The following is a 19893-nucleotide window of genomic DNA, read 5'->3' as shown; positions in this document are numbered from 1 at the left end:
ATTTGCTAACAAACTAAAAACCTTGAATTTTATTCATTCATCGCCATGTTATGATGCATATTTTTTGGTGTTAGTACACTCGGCCGACGACTTTACGCTTTTTCTTTTTGTCTTTCTAAGTTGGCAGTCACCATAAAAACGATCATCTTAAGTTCACACGAAACGCGCGGAAATCAAGCATGAATGCATTGAATATCAAAGGGTTAACCAAAGTTTACAAAGGTGGCACCCGAGCCCTTAATGGGATTAATTTACAAGTGAAACAAGGGGATTTTTTCGCCCTGCTCGGCCCTAACGGTGCGGGTAAATCGACGACGATTGGCATTATTAGCTCATTGGTTAATAAAACCGCCGGTAGCGCTGAAATTTTTGAATATTCATTAGATAGCCAGCCCGTTGACGCTAAGTCATGCATAGGCTTGGTGCCCCAAGAGTTCAATTTCAATCAGTTTGAAACCTTGCTGCAAATCGTAGTCAATCAAGCGGGTTACTATGGTGTGCCGCGTTCTATAGCCAAAGAGCGCGCCGAAAAATACCTTAAACAATTGGATCTGTGGGAAAAGCGCAATCAACCCGCACGTAATCTATCTGGCGGTATGAAACGCCGTTTGATGATCGCTCGCGCATTAATGCACGAACCTAGAATGCTGATTTTGGATGAGCCTACCGCTGGCGTCGACATCGAAATTCGCCGTTCAATGTGGACCTTTTTAAAGGAAATCAATGAGCAAGGGATCACCATCATACTGACGACCCATTACCTTGAAGAAGCAGAAATGCTTTGTCGTAACATTGCCATTATCGACAAGGGTATTATTGTGCAAAATACCAGTATGAAGTCGCTGTTAGCGACGTTGAATATTGAAACATTCATACTCGATTTAGCCGGTGAGCATCAAACTATCGCCTTGAGCGGATTTGAGCATCGTTTACTCGATGCTCACACTTTGGAAGTCGACGTGGCGAAAGAAGAAAGCCTAAACAATGTTTTCGAACAGCTCACAAAACAGCAAATACAGGTCTTGAGTATGCGTAATAAGTCCAATCGCTTAGAAGAGTTATTTGTGCGTTTAGTTGAGTCTGGCCGGGAAGCCCAGCTAGCGGAAGATGAACAAAAGAACAACAAGGAGCTAGCAAATGGTTAATCGCACTATGATTGCCCTGCAAACGCTGTGGATCAAAGAATGCACCCGTTTCTTGCGCATATGGATCCAAACCCTAGTACCACCGGCTATTACCATGTCATTGTACTTTGTCATATTTGGTAATTTAATCGGCAGCCGCATTGGCCAAATGGGCGGCTTTAGCTACATGGAATTTATTGTACCTGGCTTGATTATGATGGCGGTGATCACCAACTCTTATTCCAATGTCTCCTCGTCGTTTTATAGTGCAAAATTTCAGCACAACATTGAAGAGCTGCTCGTCGCGCCCATTCCTAACTGGGTGATAATAGCTGGCTTTGTTGGCGGCGGTGTAGCCCGAGCCATTTTAATCGGCATCATAGTTACCTGTGTATCCATGTTGTTTGTAGACATTTCGCTGCACAGCATTCCCATTATCATCATCACCTTATTGCTCACGTCGACCTTGTTTGCCACAGCAGGATTGATCAACGCGATTTTTGCTAAGTCATTTGATGATATCAGTGTGGTACCCACGTTTGTATTGACCCCATTAACCTATTTAGGTGGCGTGTTTTATTCACTTTCATTGTTGCCTGAATTTTGGCAATGGGTCAGTAAAATAAATCCTATAGTCTATATGGTAAACGGCTTTCGTTACGGGTTCTTGGGCGTGTCTGACGTGGATTATCTGTATTCATTGGGCTTGTTGGTTGTGTTCAATGTTGTTTTACTCGGTTTTGCATATTCGCTTATTAACCGCGGTATAGGCATAAGAAGTTAAACGGAATAGACCAGCGTCATGAGCAATATTAATCCAATGTCCGAGGGAAACTCTCGGCATATCGACAGTAACCAAATTGGGGTTCACGAGAAACTCCCAGCGTTGGTTAACCGTCATCTCAGGCATCCGAGTCAGCGGCCGTTTACGGAACATACCGTGCAAGCATTCGCTCAAGCACAAGCGTGGTTAGGTGATTGGCAAGGACCGCTAATCCTCGACGCTTGCTGTGGAGTAGGCGAAAGTACCACGCATATTGCCAACCTACACCCTGAAGCAAAAGTGATTGGTGTGGATAAATCAGCTCATCGAATTGATAAGCATGAACATTATAGCCTCGAGCAAAATAATGCTTTGATACTGCGGGCTGACTTAAACGACTTTTGGCGCTTGGCAGTGCAAGCTAACTGGCGCCTAACCAAACATTTTTTACTTTACCCCAACCCTTATCCTAAATCTGCCCATGTGCAAAGGCGTTGGCATGCCAGTCCTGCGTTTGCTGAGATAATAAAATTAGGCGGGCAGCTTGAGGTGCGCAGCAATTGGCAAATATATATTCAGGAATTTGCTCTCGCCTTACAGGTCGCAGGATTAAGCGCACAGGTTAATCAGTATCAAAATGAGCAAGCGATTACGCCGTTTGAGCGAAAGTATTGGGCTAGTGGTCAACCCAGCTGGCAGGTTATTGCCCAGCTGTAAATAAACCGCTAGTGTGCCTGTGCCTTTGGTTGGCTGAAAAAGAAACCTTGGGCATATCGCACGTTTAATTGCTTGAGTAAGGCAAGTTGCTCTTCACTTTCAAGATGCTGTGCGACTAAGGCAATATTTTTACGTTCACCTTGCTCACTCAGCGTCTTCACAATGGATTGTGCGAGCCTGTCTTGCGCTAAGCTTGCCAACATCGGCCCCGACATTTTCAGAGCACTAATCGGTAGGGCGAGTAAGCGTTCAATACTGTCCTGTTCAAGTTCAACGTTATCAACAAAAAGACTTAATCGTAGTTTTTTGCATAAATGCGAAAAAACATCGAAGGTCTCTGTATCGGCCAGCACATTTTGCGCGGTAACTTCTAACGCAACCCGTCGCGGATTCGGGTAGTTTTGTACTTGATCACTCAAAAAGCGGTGAATACTCTCATCTTGCATATCAGCCAAACTAACATTGATATTCCAAGGTATATCTCGCTCGCGGAAATATTGGGCGCTGCGATTAAAAATCGTTTCGGTAAGTTGAGATTGGCTCTCTTGGCGGTCAACTAAATACAGAAATTCACTGGGAATAAAAGGACGTTCGCCAAACGTAATGAGGCGAGCCAAGCATTCGTATCGCCACACTTGATTATTAGACAAGTCCATAATGGGCTGGAAGAATGGCACTACGTTATCAAGGTTAAAACTTTCAGTTACTTGAGAAACTTTCATATTGGCTAGTATTTTTTCTTTACACTATAGCAAGTTAGCTAGCTAAGGCTAGGTGAAATAGTACAACTTTCGTTCATCATGCTGGCAATTCATACAAATGTCCTAGGCCGTTAGCTATCAATGGGCCCTAAAAACCAACCTTACCCCCCTATTTATGGGTCTTTATGTTGGTATGGGTCGAAAAATTGATGTAAAGTTCGCGACCTGAAAGTTTTCATATGAGGTGTCAAGCGTGGCTGTAGCTGAAGTCAGTTTAGAGCATTTGTTTAGAGTATTTACCATGCCTGAAGGTAAAGATTCTAAGTTAGCTCAGATTGAGCAGCATCTGTCAGATAACTTGGCCGATTTTTTGTCTCAACATGTGGTGACTAAAGTCACATCACTTGAGCAAATAGAGCAAAGTTTTGCTGAATTTAATGTACCGGAACACCCTGAGTTCGTTTCGGAACACGCGGCTAATCTGCTTGAAAAGCTGGTCGCTAATTCAGTTAATACCTATTCGCCAACATTTATCGGACACATGACGTCTGCTTTACCCTATTTTCATTTATCCTTGGCTAAGTTGTTAGTTGGGCTTAATCAAAATCTGGTTAAAATTGAAACCTCTAAAGCCTTTACGCCTTTGGAGCGTCAAGTGCTGGGCATGATGCACGAATTGGTGTACGCCCAAGACAGTGAGTTTTATAACACATATTTGCACAGCGCAAATCATGCCTTGGGCGCGTTTTGCTCAGGCGGCACGATAGCCAATGTCACCGCATTATGGGTTGCCCGGAACAAGGCGCTCGCCGCTGACGGGGTGTTTAAAGGTGTGGCTCGGGAAGGCTTAGCTGCAGGCTTAGCCTATTATGGCTATAAAAAAATGGCTATTTTGTCCTCGCGCCGTGGTCATTATTCACTCTCGAAATCTGTGGACTTACTCGGCTTGGGCCGAGAACAGCTCATCACATTAGACTGCCCTACCCAACGACTTTCACCGGAAAAGGCCTTGGCATTTGGCAAACAGTACGCAGAACAAGGTAATAAAATTCTGAGTATTGTCGGTGTCGCAGGCACAACAGAAACCGGCCATGTCGATCCCCTAGACGAACTGGCTGATGTCGCCGCTGAATTAGACTGTCATTTCCATGTTGATGCAGCTTGGGGCGGTGCGACTTTGTTCTCAAGTACACATCGAAATATCCTCAAAGGTATCCAGCGTGCCGATTCAGTGACCATAGATGCGCACAAGCAAATGTACGTGCCTATGGGCGCAGGTATGGTGCTGTTTAAAGATCCGAATGACAGCAACGCTGTGCGTCACCATGCTAATTATATTCTGCGTGCAGGCTCTAAAGATTTAGGTGCAACCACCCTAGAGGGTTCACGCAATGGTATGGCGATGATGGTATATGCGTCTTTGCATATATTTGGCCGTCTTGGTTATGAATTATTGATCGATCAGAGTATTGAAAAAGCCAAGATATTCGCTCGCATGATCCAATCTCACCCTGACTTTGAGTTGATCACCCACCCGACCCTTTCCTTGCTGACCTATCGGGTTAATCCCCAAGAAGTGCAGCTACAAGTCAAAGCGCAGCCTTCATTAAGCCCTGAGTTCAATGAAAAGCTAGATAAATTGACTGTGTACGTGCAGAAGCAGCAACGTGAAGCGGGTAAATCATTTGTATCTCGCACTCGCTTACAAACCCAAACTTATGGCGACCAAACACTCACGGTATTTCGTGTGGTTCTGGCTAATCCGTTGACCACAGAAAAGGATTTACAGAATATCCTTGATGAGCAAATAGCGATCGCGAGTAAGAGTGTTAATTGGGCTCAGCTAACGGAAAAATCTACGTTGTAATTATTTGCTAACGTAGAATGACAAAAGGCCGTTAGTGTTAGCTAATGGCCTTTTTTTAACGATTTTCTCACCCTGAAATACCGTGGTACAACTAATTAAGTGTTACCTGAAGGTTGTCGATAAGGCGTGTACGACCTAAAAATGCCGCTGCGAGGATAACCACCTTGGTTTCTTCATGACCCGGTTGTAACAAAGTATCCGCCGAACGAATTTCAATGTAATCCAGACTAAAGCCAGCCTGGGCAAGCTGCTCGCAACATTCACTTGTAACTCGTGAGAAGTCTCGACGTCCTGAATTTATCTTATCTCGCATCTCTTGCAAGCGTTGATACAGTGTTGGCGCTAACGTACGCTGTTCGGCAGTTAAGTATTGATTACGCGAGCTCATCGCTAACCCATCGTCTTCACGGGTCGTAGATACGCCATGCACAGTAAGATTCATAGACAAGTCAGTCACCATAGCTTTAATAACTTGCAGCTGTTGAAAGTCCTTCTCGCCAAAAAATGCCATGTTTGGTTGAACCATGTTGAACAACTTACATACAATAGTTGCCACGCCACGAAAATGCCCTGGGCGGCTAGCGCCACAGATCATGTAGGAAATTCCCGGCACTTCAACAAAAGTTTGCTGCTCAAGTCCACGAGAATAGATATCTTTCACCTGAGGTGTAAACAAAACATCTACGCCCATCTCGCTCAACACTTTACGGTCATTTTCCAAGGTACGTGGATAGGCTTCTAAATCTTCGTCCGGCCCAAACTGCAAGGGGTTAACAAAAATAGAGACCACCACAACGTCGGCCTTCATCTTGGCTTCTTTAACTAAGTTAAGGTGTCCCTGGTGCAAGTTGCCCATAGTCGGTACAAAGGCAATGACCTTATATTCAGCCTGCCAGCTGCGACGCACGTCACGTAAACTGGCGATATTGCTAATCACTCGCATATTTAACTCACTTACTAAAACTGTGAACGTCAGACGGAAAGCTACCGTCTTTCACTTCTTCGATATATTGACTAACCGCGGTACGCATATCACCTGTTTCTTGCAGGTAGTTTTTCGAAAACTTCGGCATGTAGTTAGCACTGATACCGAACATATCGTGCATCACCAGAATTTGCCCGTCAGTCTCTGCTCCTGCACCAATTCCAATAACCGGAATATCGATAGCGTGCGAGATAGCACCAGCTAATTCAGTGGGCACACACTCTAGGACCAAGAGCTGTATACCAGCTTTAGCCATTTCTTTGGCTTGCTCAAGCATTTGCTCAGCCTGCAGATCGTCTCGACCTTGTACTTTAAAGCCACCAAAAACATGTACCGACTGAGGAGTTAATCCTAAATGACCACATACAGGTACACCACGCTCGTTCAAGCCTTTTATGCTTTCGAGTAACCAGCGTCCACCTTCAAGTTTAACCATACTTGCACCGGCTGCCATTAATTTAGCTGCATTCAAATATGTTTGCTCTGGGGTGGAGTAAGACATAAACGGCATATCAGCAATAACAAACGCACGCTCAACACCTTTACGTACAGCACGTGTGTGATAAGCCACATCCTCTATGCTTACGCCTAATGTGTCGTCGCAGCCCTGCAGCACCATCCCCAACGAATCGCCGATCAATAGTACGTCTATTCCTTGCTCATCAAACAACTTTGAAAAGCTCGCATCATATGCGGTTAACGCACTGATTTTTTCGCCTTGTTGCTTCATTTTCAACAACGTTGAAGTTGTGACTTTTTTCATTTTGAATCACTCCAATACGATGAACATTTAATAGCGCTTAAGTAAATCAGGCACTATACGGATTTTTTAACGGATTTCTATCACACTGATTTATACGGTAACTTTTTCAACCCATTTAACGGGCAGTTATCTAACAAGATGGTGAGTTTACTGCCACAAGGTAGATGTAATTCGGGGGCAATTTCATGCAAAGGATACAACACGAACTCACGCTGCTTCATACCATAATGAGGAACAGTAAGTTCTTGCGAATCAATTAGTTGATTACCAAATAACAAAATATCTAAATCTAAGGTACGTGGCCCCCAGCGCTCTGCTTTACGCTCGCGTCCATGCTCTAACTCTATTTTTTGTAAGCAATGAAGAAATTCAACAGACTGTAAATCAGTTTGCAACTCAACCACAGCATTAACATAGCTAGGCTGGTCTTGGGGACCCATAGGACGACTTATATACAAACTAGACGAGGCCGATATATGAGTATCAGGAAGTGCCTCGATGGCTTGTAATGCTTGGGCTATTTGTTGTTCTGGCTGAGCTAGGTTACTACCAAGCCCAACGTATACTTGGCTCATTGCGCTGCTTTCTTCTTGCCTCGATAACGACTACGACGCTTAGGTGCGCCGCCACCTTCTTTTTCGCGCAACGCTTGCAACATCCCTTGACGCTCTTCCGGATCGACATTTTGAAAGTCAGTCCACCACTGAGCAAGCGTTAATAATTCACCGCCTTCTATCTGGCCGCGGATCAATAAAAAGTCATAGGCGGCTCTAAACTTTGGATGTTCAAGCATCTGAAACGCTCTGCGCCCATAACGTTTTGGCAATCGTTGCTGTAACTGCCAAATTTCCCGCACGGTAATAGTAAAGCGCTTGGGGATCATAATACGTTGTATCTGGCGGTGTAACACGTCACTTAGTGCCAAATTAAAAGCATCAAAGTGATTGAGTCCACCCTCTACCATATGCTGCTGACAACGCTCTTCTAATGGATACCACAATAAAGCGGCGAAGATGAAAGCGGGGGTAACTTTCATGTCTGAATTGATACGGTTATCTGTGTTCATCAGCACTTGTTCTATAAATGCTAACTCACGGCTATTCTGTGTTTTTAACAACGGCCCTAATTGTGGGAATAACTGCTCAAATAAATTAAATTCATTCAGCAGTTTGTATGTTTCTAGGCCTTGACCTGAAAGCAGCAGCTTAAGTACTTCTTCAAATAAACGTGCAGAGGGAATATTAGCCATCAAAGGAGCAAGTTCGTACATGGGATTTGCCGTATCAGGGCTAATTTTCATGCCCAACTTAACGGCGAAGCGGACAGCACGCAACATACGAACAGGATCTTCTCGATAGCGTGTCGCAGGGTCCCCAATCATGCTAATTTCACGTTTTTCAATGGCCTGCATACCCTTAGCAAAGTCATGAATACTAAAGTCTGCAATATTGTAATACATGGCATTGACGGTAAAGTCTCGACGCTCTGCGTCTTCTTCAATGCTGCCGAAAACGTTGTCACGCAATAATTGACCGTGATCACTTTGTTTACTTAAGTTGTCTTTAGCCTCTTCATCTTGATTAGGGTGATGACCTCGAAAAGTTGCTACTTCAATAATTTCTCGACCAAAAACCACATGGGCTAACCGAAACCTACGCCCAATAAGGCGACAATTTCTGAATAACTCTTTAACCTGCTCGGGTGTTGCATCCGTCGTCACGTCAAAGTCTTTGGGTTCTTTACCCAATAAAATGTCTCGTACACAACCACCGACCAAGTAAGCTTGAAAGCCGTTGTTATGCAAACGATAAAGTACCTTGAGGGCATTATCACTGATATCACTGCGTGACACAGGGTGCTCAGCACGAGGAATTATATTGGCAACAAGAGTGGGTTTAGTAATGCTCGGCGTGCTTTTAAACGCTTCTTTTACCTTGTTGATTACACGAGAAATAATAAGTTCAGCTCCATGATGACGGTTTACCCATAGTAGGGTTTTTAACGCGTGTGATCATATACTGTCTGACGCGTCAATTCTATTGCCAAACGCATTCGCTTTATCAGCGATTAGCGTCACGTTCCAGTTATGCGTTGCCCAAGCTAATATTTCATCCACGGGAGCATCATTCATATTGGCCGACGCTTTCAGACCGAGAAAGCCTAACGCGGTGCATAAATTACGCCGAGCATTTGTATTTATCAATGCCGGAGCGTGATTCTGTTTACTTAGTTTTTGATTATTCTCACCCAGTACTAAGGGTAAATGCAGATAAACTGGCGGTGATCGCTCGAATAATCGGTACAGCGCCAATTGATAAGCTGTGGCGGGTAAAATGTCTGCGCCACGCACCACTTCGGTTACTCCAGCGTGAATATCATCCACAACAACCGCCAACTGGTATGCATATAAACCGTCTTTACGACGTAAAATAAAATCCTCTTTCGCCTCTTCACCAAAACTGATCTGCCCTAGTAGTAGGTCATTCATTTCAGTGATCCCAAGTGAATTACGCAAAACTATGGCGCTGGTGCTTGGGGCAAGTATTAATTCTGCACATGGGCATCGTTGCCCCTGGGGATTGGCTAAACGCTCTTTACGAGTACATTGGCAGTAATAACTATGACCATTTACGAATAATGCTGTTAATGCTTGCTCATAATGGCTGTGGTTATCATGCTGATACACAACCTCATCGTCCCATATTAAACCATGGCAGGCTAACGTGGTTTGAATACGTTCCGTGGCGCCCGATTGCTCTCTGGGAGGGTCAATATCTTCAATACGTAATAGCCACTTGCCACCCAATTGACGGGCACGTAAATAACTGCCCAGCGCGGCGACTAATGAGCCTAAATGCAAAGGACCAGAAGGGGATGGCGCAAACCGACCCACATACTGAGTACTTTGATTAAGGCGTTGTTCGACAAAAGGTAAATTCATTGACCTCGATTATTCATATGCATAAAAAAAGCTGCACTGAGCAGCTTTCTTAACAATGCTAGGAATTAACCTTGCAGCTGTTTTTCTTTAATTTCAGCCAGAGTCTTACAATCGATACATAAATCAGCAGTAGGCCGTGCTTCTAACCGTCTTACACCGATTTCAATACCACAGGTATCACAGAAGCCGAAATCGTCTTCTTCAATACGCTTGAGGGTTTTCTCGATCTTCTTAATCAATTTGCGTTCGCGGTCACGCGTGCGCAATTCAATGCTGAACTCTTCTTCTTGGGCAGCCCGATCGACAGGGTCTGGGAAGTTAGCCGCTTCATCTTGCATATGATGCACAGTGCGGTCAACCTCTTGACGCAACTGGTCACGCCATGCTTTTAACAACAAACGGAAATGCTCCATTTGTTTATCATTCATGTATTCCTCGCCTGCTTTCTCCTGATAGGGAGTAAGACCAGCTAAGGCTAATAATCCGAGTGTTTTCATCGTGTTTCCTGTTGGCATCAGCCAATTCTCCTTAACTACGAGCACAGGACGGTTTTGTGCAAGCGGGTATGTATAACAGAAAGAAATACCGCTGGCAATTTTGCCCACTGACCTGCTGTAAATGCTAAAAACCAAATTACGACGGGCAATATGGCGTCGTCGGTGAAAAAATCAACTTTTATTTTATGTAATGACAGGGAGCCTTTGATTTAGCGTAATATTTTGTTCGTCGATATCACACGAGTATGCCATAACTTCCACTCCCTCAGCTAACGCTTGTATAAAACATTGCGCATATTTAGGATCAATATGGCCAGCAACTTTTACACTACGGATACCGGTATGCTGAACACAAAAAAGCAATACTGCTCGATTTCCTTGCTCAACCATAGACGTCAATTCACGTAAGTGTTTTTGCCCACGTACCGTTTTTGCATCCGGAAAATAACCCTGTTCCCCCTCAAGCAAAGTCACCGACTTCACTTCAAGGTAACAATCCTTTTGCCCATCACCCGTTAATAGAAAATCAACTCGGCTGTTTTCATGTCCAAAACGTACTTCTGGTTGAATGGAATCATATTCACCCAGCTCGGGAATACGCTGTTGCTCCAATGCTTCACCCACTACCTTGTTCGCATTGTTGGTATTGATACCTAACCAGTGCCCTTTAGCCGTAATTCCTATCTGCCAAGTATAGTCGAGTTTTCGTTTTGGGTTATTACTTGGGCTCAACCAAACCTGCATATTAGCCTCTGCACACCCTGTCATAGCACCAGTATTAGGACAATGTGCTATCACTTCTTGACCGTTTTCCAGTGTCACATCTGCTAAAAACCGCTTGTAACGTTTAATCAATACGCCTTTAATCAAACTGTTATTAAATTGCATTTTTCACCATATTGTTTATCGTCACAAAATTATTACGCCATTTGCTTACTTTCTCTTAGGAGTGTTTTATGTCTCGACTTTCAATTCAACTGTCTACTTCACCAGCATCCGCCCATTGGGGTAAAAATGCACTGGTGTCGTTTGACAATGAAAGCGCCACGATCCACCTGTTATCTGATGATGCTCATCAATATCGAACCATACGCCGTGCTGCGCGCATTCTAGACGGTTTGAATTTAGATTTCGTTACTTTATGCGGCAAGTGGCATATCGAACAACAATGGGCTTTTGCCTGTAGCTTCACTAACACCAAAAAGCAGCACCATATCCAGTGGGCTGACGACGAGCACAGCAACGAATTAATCCAACGTTACCAAGCATTAGTGTTCACTCGCAATCAAACCAATGCGACTCCGGAAGATTTATCTCCAGAAAAATTGGCCAATAGCAGTACCGAATGGTTAACCAGCTTGAGTCCTAGCCACGTGAGTGCCAAGCAATGGACCGGTGAAGAATTAGTCGAACAGCAATGGTTTGGCTTGTACAACGTCGGACGCGGCAGCGTGCGCCCCCCGGTTATGTTAGAGGTGGATTACAACCCAACGGGTGACCCCTTAGCTCCGGTCAGCGCAGCACTAGTGGGCAAAGGCATCACATTTGACAGCGGTGGTTACAGTATTAAAAGCAGCGAAGGTATGTTGCACATGAAATGCGATATGGGCGGAGCTGCTATGGTCACTGGGGGCTTGGGTTTGGCTATCATGCAAGGCTTGAATAAACGGGTAAAACTGTATTTATGCTGTGCCGAAAACTTGATCAGTGGACATGCCTATAAGTTGGGAGATGTTATCACCTATAAAAATGGCACCACTGTCGAGATAGTCAATACCGATGCCGAAGGACGATTAGTATTAGCCGACGGTTTAATGGCTGCATGTGAAACTCAAGCCCCGCTGATTATCGATGCAGCAACCCTGACCGGAGCAGCAAGCGCAGCGTTAGGTCGTGACTACAATGCCTTTTTCGCCTTGGACAAAAATCTCATGCAGCGCATGCTTGGTTATGCCAGCGAAGAAAATGAACTGGCTTGGCCATTACCGTTGGAGACCTGGCATCAGGAAAAGTGTCCGTCTAATTACGCTGATACGGCAAATAGCCGAGCACAAAAAGGCGGGGGAGCGGGTGGCGCATCTAATGCAGCAGGGTTCTTATCGCGCTTTGTAAGAGAAGGGGCACAGGGCTGGTTACATATGGATCTGGCAGCCGCTTTTAATGATAGTGCTGATGCTTATTCACCTGCTGGCGCTTCCGCTATGGGCATTCGAACTATCGCTCGAGCCTTGCTAGAAGAGTAATAAAACACACAGCTGTTTGTGCATAAAAAGCATTAATGAGCGTCACTTAAGTATCAGTGAATCGATACCTAGGTTATTCAATGAGAAATTAGGTGGGCTTACAAGCTACAGTCCACCTAATCTTTGGGCGAGCACTTTGTATTTTTCAACATCGGCGGAATTAAACAGCGGCTTACCCTGTGCGTCTTTTTCAATGGCGATAAGTAAACTTTCACGTTCTAAGCGTTCTACTCGAATCGCTTCCACACCCAAAAATTCTGCTACCTCATCGACTGTCATCACACTCATTTTTTGTTCCTTATTTACGTTGAAATGCCGCTTAACGGCCTAGGTGCTATTCGTTAACCCAATTATAAATACCAACCATAGCAAATAATTTATCCAATTGACGCTTGATGTCATGAATTAATAAAAATAGATAAATGTTTCAATCAGATGGGCGGTGCTTCGCATATGTTATACACTGACATGCAAATTTTCCTTTTCCACAAATCATCAGCAACAGAGTAACTCTATGGATACTTGGTCAGCGGCCATTACATTATTTTTGATCATGGATCCCCTAGGTAACTTGCCTGTATTCATGTCCGTTTTGAAAAGCATTGAGCCGAAGCGTCGGCGCATCGTTCTAATCCGTGAATTAATATTTTCGCTGCTGATCATGATGGGCTTCTTGTTTAGCGGTCAAGCGGTCTTAGACTTTCTGAGTGTGAAACAAGAAACGGTCAGTATTGCTGGCGGCATCATTCTATTTTTAATTGCTCTTAAAATGATTTTCCCTCAACCCGGCGGTGTTACCGGTCTACCCGCCGGAGAAGAACCTTTTATTGTGCCCTTGGCCATTCCTATGATTGCGGGACCATCTATTCTCGCGGCGTTAATATTATTAGCCAATCAGGATCATAGTCGCATGCTTGATTGGTCGCTTGCGCTACTCGCAGCTTGGTTTGTGACTGCGGTTATTTTAATGTTTTCCAATTTATTTCATCGCGTACTTGGCGAACGGGGACTCATCGCCATCGAGCGTTTAATGGGTATGATCCTAATCATGATTTCAATTCAAATGCTGTTAGATGGCATCGGACAATTTTATTCGCTAGTTTAGACTGCGAAACAATGAGGCAAAAATGAAAGACAATAAACTAACTATTTTTCAGCAAGTTAGAGAATTAGAATCTTGGCCAGCAGTGGCCTTTTCGGCAGCATTATTAGAAAGAATGTTACCTAACTATCAGCTGTTTTGTGAAGCAACAGAATTCGCTGATCCGAGTCCATATCGCAATAGCTTGAATATCATATGGGAGTGGCTTGCTCACCCAAAAACCAAAATTAATCTTGCCGCACAGCTTGAAAAAGTCGAAGCATCTGTGCCCGACCCAAATGATTTTGACACGATTGGCGTTTACCCAGCCATAGATACCGCGATGTCGATGTCGGCGATTATCTTGTTATTAATGGAAGAAGACTTACAAGGCGCGGTTGTAGTCAGTAAGTTAGCCCAAGGCACAGTTGAAGCCTTCATTGAAGCGACCTCTGACGTAGAAATAAGTGATGAAGAAATTAAGCAGCACCCACTCATGCAATGGGAAATAGAAATTCAGCAGGAATTACTGACCTTATTAGCAAACAGTCCAAAAAATGGCGAGACCTGTAAGGCATTAAAAGAAATCGCTATTGGTGAAGGCATGAGCAATATCGGCATTGATATTGCGTCTTAATGCCTACCCTTGGTATAACCGTGCTGTGACTTGGCTGCTTTGATTTTCTTTTAGTAACCGCCAATGTAATGGCACGGCATATTGTGCATTGGCTGTTTCGCATTCGATATACACCAAACCGTTTTCAGCCAACAAACCCTGTTGTTGAATTTTATCGATTGCCCCAGGTAGTAGATTCTTATGAAACGGGGGATCAAGAAAAATCAGCTCGAATGAGTGTTGCAGTTGCATCAAATAGCCTAATGTGTCTGCGCAAATCACTTCAGCACTTTCCTGGGGCGCCTTTAAGTTAGCCAGATTTTGCCGTAAATTAGCTGCGACTTTTTTTATCCAGCTCTATAAAGGTGACATGCTTGGCGTAGCGAGATAAAGCTTCAAAACCTAAACCACCACTTCCCGCGAACGCATCTAAACACCGACTGTTTTGGGTATATGGCATTAGCCAGTTAAATAAAGTTTCTTTGTTACGATCCGTTGTGGGCCGCAGTCCTTGGACATCCATCACGGGTAATTTTCGCCCACGCCATTGGCCGCTGATAATACGAATTGCGCCATTGGCGGCTTGAGTCTTTTTTACGTCTCGCTTCATTTATAGTAGGAATGTTATGATTGCTGCAAACATACGTAAGTGTACTCAATTAACTTAACGATTTTCCAAGGATTTCTAGTCAATATGTCCAAGTTTTTCGGTTGGCTCAAAAAAGACAAGCCCAAGTCAGAGCCACAAGATACCCCAAAGAGCACACCAGAAGCCGTCCAAGCAGAGTCACAACAGGACCCTGTCCAAGAAGCTGAGCGGCAGGAAAACAACCAGCATGCCTCCGACCAAGTAGTGGTTGCAACTGAGGTCGACACGTCATCAACCGTAACTCAACCAACAGAGGTAGAAGTAACACTAGACGAAGGCAAAGTTGTTGATGTGCAAAGCATAGACCCTGAAGATAGTGTTTCCCTCCTGACTAGCGACGCTGAAAAAACACCGGCGGTTAACGCGACGCCTGATGTTCAAGTACCTGTGGTCATTGATGACTCACCGGCCACGGTCATTGAAGAAGAGACTCAGCCTGAGCCGTTAAAAGCACAAGAGAAACCGGCGAAAATAGGCTTATTTGCTAAATTGAAGCAAAGCCTGTCTCGAACCAAAGAAAACTTGGGCAGTGGTTTCGTTAGCTTATTTCGTGGCAAAGCCATTGATGATGAATTATTTGAAGAATTAGAAACCCAACTACTCGTTGCTGACGTGGGCATTGATACCACCAGCAAAATCATCACCAAGTTGACTGACAGCGCCAAACGCAATCAACTTAAAGATGGCTATGCATTATACCAGTTGCTTAAACAACAAATGAGCAGCATTTTGCAAGAGGTTAGCCAACCGCTTGAGCCGAAAAGTGAAAGTGGCCCCTTTGTCATCCTAATGGTAGGGGTAAATGGCGTCGGTAAAACCACCACCATAGGTAAAATGGCCAAGCAATTTCAGGCTCAAGGTAAAAAAGTCATGCTTGCTGCCGGTGACACTTTTAGAGCTGCAGCCGTAGAGCAACTGCAAGTATGGGGTGAGCGTAATAACATTCCAGTCATAGCCCAGAAAACTGGCTCCGACAGTGCTTCGGTCATCTACGATGCTTTAGAATCAGCTAAGGCACGTAACGTCGATGTGCTTATTGCCGATACAGCTGGTCGCCTGCAGAACAAAGAACATTTAATGGAAGAACTCAAAAAAGTCGTTCGAGTGATGCGTAAAATTAATCCAGCCGCTCCCCATGAAATAATGTTGACGCTAGATGCCGCAACTGGCCAAAACGCAGTCAGCCAAACTAGGTTGTTTAATCAAGCTGTAGGCCTCACCGGTATTACGTTAACAAAACTTGATGGAACCGCAAAAGGCGGCGTCATTTTTGCCTTGGCAGATCAGTTTAAAATTCCTATTCGTTACATAGGTGTCGGTGAAGGAATTGATGATCTACGTCCGTTTTCTAGCGAAGAATTTGTCGATGCGTTATTCGCTGAAAACGTCACCGCCGATGATCGTTCGTCAGACAACCACCTGTTAAACGAATAACTATTCTATGATTAAGTTTCAGCAAGTAAGCAAGACATATCCCGGCGGGCAACAGGCGTTACGCAAAGTCGATTTTCATATCGAGCCGGGTGAAATGGCCTTTTTAACCGGACATTCTGGTGCCGGAAAGAGTACTTTGCTGAAATTAATCAGCTTAATGGAACGTCCCACTGTTGGTCAGGTATTGATTAATGGTCATGATTTAAATGAAATTAGCCGTCGACAGATAGCCTATATCCGCCGAGACATAGGCATGATATTTCAAAGCCACCAGTTATTGATGGATAAAAGCGTATTCGACAATGTAGCCTTACCCTTGATTATCGAAGGCTATTCACATAAAGAAACCAGTAAACGTGTGCACGCTGCGCTTGAGATGGTAGGCCTACGCGACAAAGTTAAGAATTTACCGATTATGCTGTCCGGCGGTGAACAACAGCGGGTAGGGATTGCTCGGGCAGTCGTTAACAAACCCCCATTACTGCTAGCAGATGAGCCAACAGGTAATTTGGACCCCAAGTTGTCTATGGAAATCATTCGCCTGTTCGAAGATTTTAATCAGGCCGGTGTATCGGTATTTATTGCCACCCATGACTTAGGGTTAATCGCACGCATGAAGTACCGTACGCTAACCCTGAAAAGCGGACAAATGATCACCGATGGTCTTTCCCAAGACTTTTAAACAATTAATGAGATATCGATGGCCTCGGTCAACATTCATAAGTGAGGTTGCAGAATGAGTTTATTATTTAAAGGGCGGGCTCAGGGCGCAAAGCTTAGTCAAATATCGATTGTGCAGCGTATTCAAATGTTTTTCCTCAGCCATTTACGTCAATCACTTGGCAGCTTAGGGGAAATGTGGCGCGCTGGCGCGGCTTCTCTTATGACCATAGGTGTGCTGGGATTAAGCATCACCTTGCCAAGCACTTTGTATATTTTGGTCAAAAACGTCGAGCAGGTGAGCGCAGGCTGGGATCAGGCATCAGAAATTTCTTTGTTTTTAAAATCAGAAACCTCAAAGCAACATATTGACCAACTACTGACCCGCATTAACGCTTGGCCAGAAGTAGGTAAAGTCACCTATATCCCGGCAGATGACGCCCTAGATGAATTTAAAGCACTTTCAGGGTTCGGTGATGCAATCGCTTATCTCGATAAAAACCCCCTACCTCCTGTGGTGCTAGTGTCACCGACAGAGCAACATTCTGGACCGACTGCCGCGCGTATGCTGTTGGAAAAATTGCAAAAAGAGCGGGAAGTGGATATCGGCAAACTAGATGTTGAATGGTTAAAGCGCTTAGACGCCATGCTTACCGTCGCCAAAGAGCTGGTAACTATTATTGCATTGCTGTTATTTTTAGCCGTTGTTTTGATTATTGGAAACACAATACGTTTAAATATTTTAAGCAAAAAAGACGAAATTTTGGTGATGAAGCTGGTTGGCGCGACCGATGCCTTTATTCAACGACCCTTCATGTATACAGGATTTTGGTACGGCCTACTCGGTGGCTTACTCGCATGGTTTACTGTTATTTGTCTGTTGTGGTGGATGAGCGCCAGCGTGACAGCAGTAAGTGAGTTATACCAGAAACAGTTTAATTTAACCGGTGTGGATTTCAGCACTTTATTGATCATGCTGTCTACCTCAGTGCTATTAGGGTTAACCGGTTCGATAATATCCGTAAAACGTCATGTGAGCGCTATAGAGCCTAAATAAGTTAAGGTTCTATATTACCGACTATCATCCCCCTTATTTTATTTATTCCAGTGCTTAAGCCTTCGTTTCCGGGAAATGAGGAGATACGGACTGCCGTAAGCCGTTACCCCAAACAATCGCTTGATTAAACATACTGTGCAGGCGTTTTTGGTCAATCTTGAGTAGCCCTGCGATACGGATCACTTTCAACCAGTTCGCACTTTCAAACGCTCTCGCTAGCACTAAATAGATAGACAAATCATTCTGCCCCCCACTTAGGGCAAACTTCACTTCGTCATCAATAGGTAACTGATTGAGTAAAGTATCCATATTCTGATCGAGTATGGCATCTAATAAAGAGAACAACCCCACCAAAAAGCCAACAGGCGGGTTGTCACCCTTCTTAGCTTCATGGGCGACCAAATCACAGAACTTAGCCCGAACAAGGGACAAATGCAGTAACTCGATAGGTTTGTTGTCATTTAAATTTGCCAATGCCAATAAAGCGACAAACTTCTTCAACTCCACCTCACCCATGTAGGTAATAGCGTGACGCAGTGAGGTTATTTTATAGCGCTTATTCACCATAGGGTTGTTCACAAAACGCAACAGCATGTACGACAAACCGACGTCATGCTCTATAACAGAATTGACCCGCTCGATATCGAAGGTTTCACTAGAGCTAACCCCCATTAATTCGACTAAAGTCAATTGTGACGTGGGCAGGTTTTGTTGCTTTATCGCTTCAGGTTTAGCAAAGAAATATCCTTGGAAGTAGTCAAACCCCATATCTAGGTAAATTTCAAAATCTTGCTGAGTGTCGATTTTTTCAGCCACAAGTTTGACGTTGGAATCGAGTAATCTAGGCATGCTTTTGGCCACACCGTCATAGTCACTTTGCATCACGTTAACTTTGACAATATCCACATAAGGCAGATATTCATTCCACTTAGGATCTAGATTATGATCATCCAATGCGATGGTAAACCCGGTATCTTTAACCTGACGGCACACGTCCAGCAGGGTATCGTGGGGTAATAATGCATCGGATAATTCAACCACCACGTTTGCTGGGTCTAAAACCGAGGGAAGCCCATTCACTAGTGTTTCTTTTTGAAAATTAATAAACGACTTTTTATTACAGGAGATATCATCTAAGCCCAGCGTAAGGTAGTGCTTAGCAATCAGTTTCTCCGTACGTTCATCTCTCACCGTGTCCGGAAAGCAATTGTTCTTACCATCTCGAAAAAGCAATTCGTAGGCAAACACATCTCTTTGACGATCTAATATAGGCTGACGAGCAATAAAGGCGAACATTTACATCCCTTTGAAATCATTTTATTAAACTATTAGGCCTAACTAAGACATAACGCATGGGTAGCGAATACGGACCTGATGCGATACCTAAAGTACCCTCCCGCCGAATTTTTAATCAAGTTCAGATTAACAGACTCATTTAAACTTTGTAAATAAGACAAATTGTTGTTTTTACACCATTAAAACAAAAATGATCAATTCCAGCAGCCAAACGTTATGGAAGTGCGTTCATATGTAATAGAATATTAATATTACTAAGATAGTTCTTGCGTACAGTAACATCTGTTATTATGGTGACTTCATTGATTGTTCATGGTATTCGAACAACACCAAGTAGCGCTCTAATAACGTTTCAATTGATCTTGATCAACTAAATCTTATTTTTTATATTATCGCACCAATATATCAGCTGCTACATGAAATTTTTTCGCATTTGGGTGGTCTACTACAGCGAGCTTAACTCAAAGCGGTTCTTGGATGGCAAAGTCATTGCATAGAT

20 protein-coding genes and 1 pseudogene are annotated in these 19893 nt (G+C 44.0%); 10 read left to right on the top strand and 11 right to left on the bottom strand.

Translation table 11 applies throughout. From position 1 onward, the window contains the following. The first annotated feature begins 179 nt into the window (after positions 1–179). Genes GPLA_RS07365 through trmB form a run of 3 tightly spaced genes read left to right on the top strand, consistent with a single transcriptional unit; the run spans position 180 to position 2604 of the window. Positions 180–1145: an ABC transporter ATP-binding protein gene (locus tag GPLA_RS07365; protein ID WP_007104238.1), complete on the top strand. Its 966-nt coding sequence runs from the start codon at positions 180–182 to the stop codon at positions 1143–1145. Further along, the gene (locus GPLA_RS07360) at positions 1138–1908 is read left to right on the top strand and encodes an ABC transporter permease (protein ID WP_007104237.1); all 771 of its coding nucleotides are present in this window, start codon (positions 1138–1140) and stop codon (positions 1906–1908) included. Before GPLA_RS07365 ends, GPLA_RS07360 begins: the two co-directional genes overlap by 8 nt. Positions 1909–1944: 36 nt before the next feature. Further along, positions 1945–2604, top strand: a complete 660-nt coding sequence (trmB, locus tag GPLA_RS07355) for a tRNA (guanine(46)-N(7))-methyltransferase TrmB (RefSeq protein WP_085948377.1) — start codon at positions 1945–1947, stop codon at positions 2602–2604. A gap of 8 nt (positions 2605–2612) precedes the next feature. Here trmB and GPLA_RS07350 read toward each other — a convergent pair whose 3' ends face one another. After that, positions 2613–3326 carry an EAL domain-containing protein gene (locus GPLA_RS07350; protein ID WP_007104235.1) on the bottom strand — a complete coding sequence of 238 codons (714 nt, stop codon included), beginning with the start codon at positions 3324–3326 and terminating at the stop codon, positions 2613–2615. A 232-nt stretch (positions 3327–3558) separates the two neighbouring features. Between GPLA_RS07350 and panP the strand changes: the two genes are divergently transcribed. After that, on the top strand, positions 3559–5172 hold the full coding sequence (gene panP, locus GPLA_RS07345) for a pyridoxal-dependent aspartate 1-decarboxylase PanP (RefSeq protein WP_007104234.1): 1614 nt from the start codon (positions 3559–3561) through the stop codon (positions 5170–5172). Positions 5173–5263: 91 nt separating this feature from the next. Here the strand turns inward: panP and panC are convergent, their stop codons facing one another. The 7 genes from panC to sfsA all read right to left on the bottom strand — a co-directional run bounded on the left by panC (position 5264) and on the right by sfsA (position 11246). Continuing rightward, positions 5264–6115, bottom strand: a complete 852-nt coding sequence (gene panC / locus GPLA_RS07340; RefSeq protein WP_007104233.1) for a pantoate--beta-alanine ligase — start codon at positions 6113–6115, stop codon at positions 5264–5266. 7 nt (positions 6116–6122) lie between these two features. Continuing rightward, positions 6123–6920 carry a 3-methyl-2-oxobutanoate hydroxymethyltransferase gene (gene panB, locus GPLA_RS07335; protein ID WP_007104232.1) on the bottom strand — a complete coding sequence of 266 codons (798 nt, stop codon included), beginning with the start codon at positions 6918–6920 and terminating at the stop codon, positions 6123–6125. A gap of 80 nt (positions 6921–7000) precedes the next feature. Further along, the gene (gene folK, locus GPLA_RS07330) at positions 7001–7495 is read right to left on the bottom strand and encodes a 2-amino-4-hydroxy-6-hydroxymethyldihydropteridine diphosphokinase (protein WP_007104231.1); all 495 of its coding nucleotides are present in this window, start codon (positions 7493–7495) and stop codon (positions 7001–7003) included. Next, positions 7492–8793, bottom strand: coding sequence for a polynucleotide adenylyltransferase PcnB (gene pcnB / locus GPLA_RS07325; protein ID WP_083882014.1), 1302 nt, complete (start codon positions 8791–8793; stop codon positions 7492–7494). Before pcnB ends, folK begins: the two co-directional genes overlap by 4 nt. A gap of 138 nt (positions 8794–8931) precedes the next feature. Continuing rightward, complete coding sequence (gene gluQRS, locus GPLA_RS07320; RefSeq protein WP_007104229.1) at positions 8932–9861, bottom strand: tRNA glutamyl-Q(34) synthetase GluQRS; 930 nt, start codon at positions 9859–9861, stop codon at positions 8932–8934. Between the two features lie 65 nt (positions 9862–9926). Next, a complete protein-coding gene (gene dksA / locus GPLA_RS07315; RefSeq protein WP_007104228.1) occupies positions 9927–10376 on the bottom strand; it encodes an RNA polymerase-binding protein DksA in 450 nt (149 codons plus the stop codon). 165 nt (positions 10377–10541) lie between these two features. Then, the gene (sfsA, locus tag GPLA_RS07310) at positions 10542–11246 is read right to left on the bottom strand and encodes a DNA/RNA nuclease SfsA (protein ID WP_007104227.1); all 705 of its coding nucleotides are present in this window, start codon (positions 11244–11246) and stop codon (positions 10542–10544) included. Between the two features lie 68 nt (positions 11247–11314). Here sfsA and pepB point away from each other — a divergent pair, with 68 nt between their 5' ends. Further along, complete coding sequence (gene pepB / locus GPLA_RS07305; RefSeq protein ID WP_007104226.1) at positions 11315–12601, top strand: aminopeptidase PepB; 1287 nt, start codon at positions 11315–11317, stop codon at positions 12599–12601. 105 nt (positions 12602–12706) lie between these two features. Here pepB and GPLA_RS07300 read toward each other — a convergent pair whose 3' ends face one another. After that, positions 12707–12889 (bottom strand): hypothetical protein, encoded by a 183-nt coding sequence (locus GPLA_RS07300; protein WP_007104225.1) that lies wholly within the window; start codon positions 12887–12889, stop codon positions 12707–12709. Positions 12890–13115: 226 nt separating this feature from the next. Here GPLA_RS07300 and GPLA_RS07295 point away from each other — a divergent pair, with 226 nt between their 5' ends. Together GPLA_RS07295 and GPLA_RS07290 are read left to right on the top strand one after the other, a co-directional pair. Continuing rightward, positions 13116–13706: a YhgN family NAAT transporter gene (locus GPLA_RS07295; RefSeq protein ID WP_007104224.1), complete on the top strand. Its 591-nt coding sequence runs from the start codon at positions 13116–13118 to the stop codon at positions 13704–13706. A gap of 22 nt (positions 13707–13728) precedes the next feature. Then, positions 13729–14319: a YjaG family protein gene (locus GPLA_RS07290; RefSeq protein ID WP_007104223.1), complete on the top strand. Its 591-nt coding sequence runs from the start codon at positions 13729–13731 to the stop codon at positions 14317–14319. A gap of 3 nt (positions 14320–14322) precedes the next feature. Here GPLA_RS07290 and rsmD read toward each other — a convergent pair. Then, a pseudogene (rsmD, locus tag GPLA_RS07285) lies at positions 14323–14908 on the bottom strand (16S rRNA (guanine(966)-N(2))-methyltransferase RsmD). 84 nt (positions 14909–14992) lie between these two features. On the opposite strand from rsmD, the gene ftsY reads away from it, so the two are divergent. From ftsY to ftsX, 3 genes are read left to right on the top strand one after another with little or no spacing between them, the layout of a single operon-like run. Further along, on the top strand, positions 14993–16381 hold the full coding sequence (gene ftsY / locus GPLA_RS07280; RefSeq protein WP_007104222.1) for a signal recognition particle-docking protein FtsY: 1389 nt from the start codon (positions 14993–14995) through the stop codon (positions 16379–16381). Between the two features lie 7 nt (positions 16382–16388). Further along, positions 16389–17063: a cell division ATP-binding protein FtsE gene (ftsE, locus tag GPLA_RS07275; RefSeq protein WP_007104221.1), complete on the top strand. Its 675-nt coding sequence runs from the start codon at positions 16389–16391 to the stop codon at positions 17061–17063. A 54-nt stretch (positions 17064–17117) separates the two neighbouring features. After that, the gene (gene ftsX, locus GPLA_RS07270; protein ID WP_007104220.1) at positions 17118–18098 is read left to right on the top strand and encodes a permease-like cell division protein FtsX; all 981 of its coding nucleotides are present in this window, start codon (positions 17118–17120) and stop codon (positions 18096–18098) included. A gap of 54 nt (positions 18099–18152) precedes the next feature. On the opposite strand, the gene GPLA_RS07265 is transcribed toward ftsX, so the two are convergent. Further along, positions 18153–19394 (bottom strand): EAL and HDOD domain-containing protein, encoded by a 1242-nt coding sequence (locus GPLA_RS07265; protein WP_007104219.1) that lies wholly within the window; start codon positions 19392–19394, stop codon positions 18153–18155. Positions 19395–19893: the final 499 nt, after the last annotated feature.

This window comes from Paraglaciecola polaris LMG 21857 (assembly GCF_000315055.1).
GTDB lineage: Bacteria > Pseudomonadota > Gammaproteobacteria > Enterobacterales > Alteromonadaceae > Paraglaciecola > Paraglaciecola polaris.
Note: the sequence above shows the minus strand (reverse complement) of the source record. Positions and strands in the feature narration are given on the sequence as shown.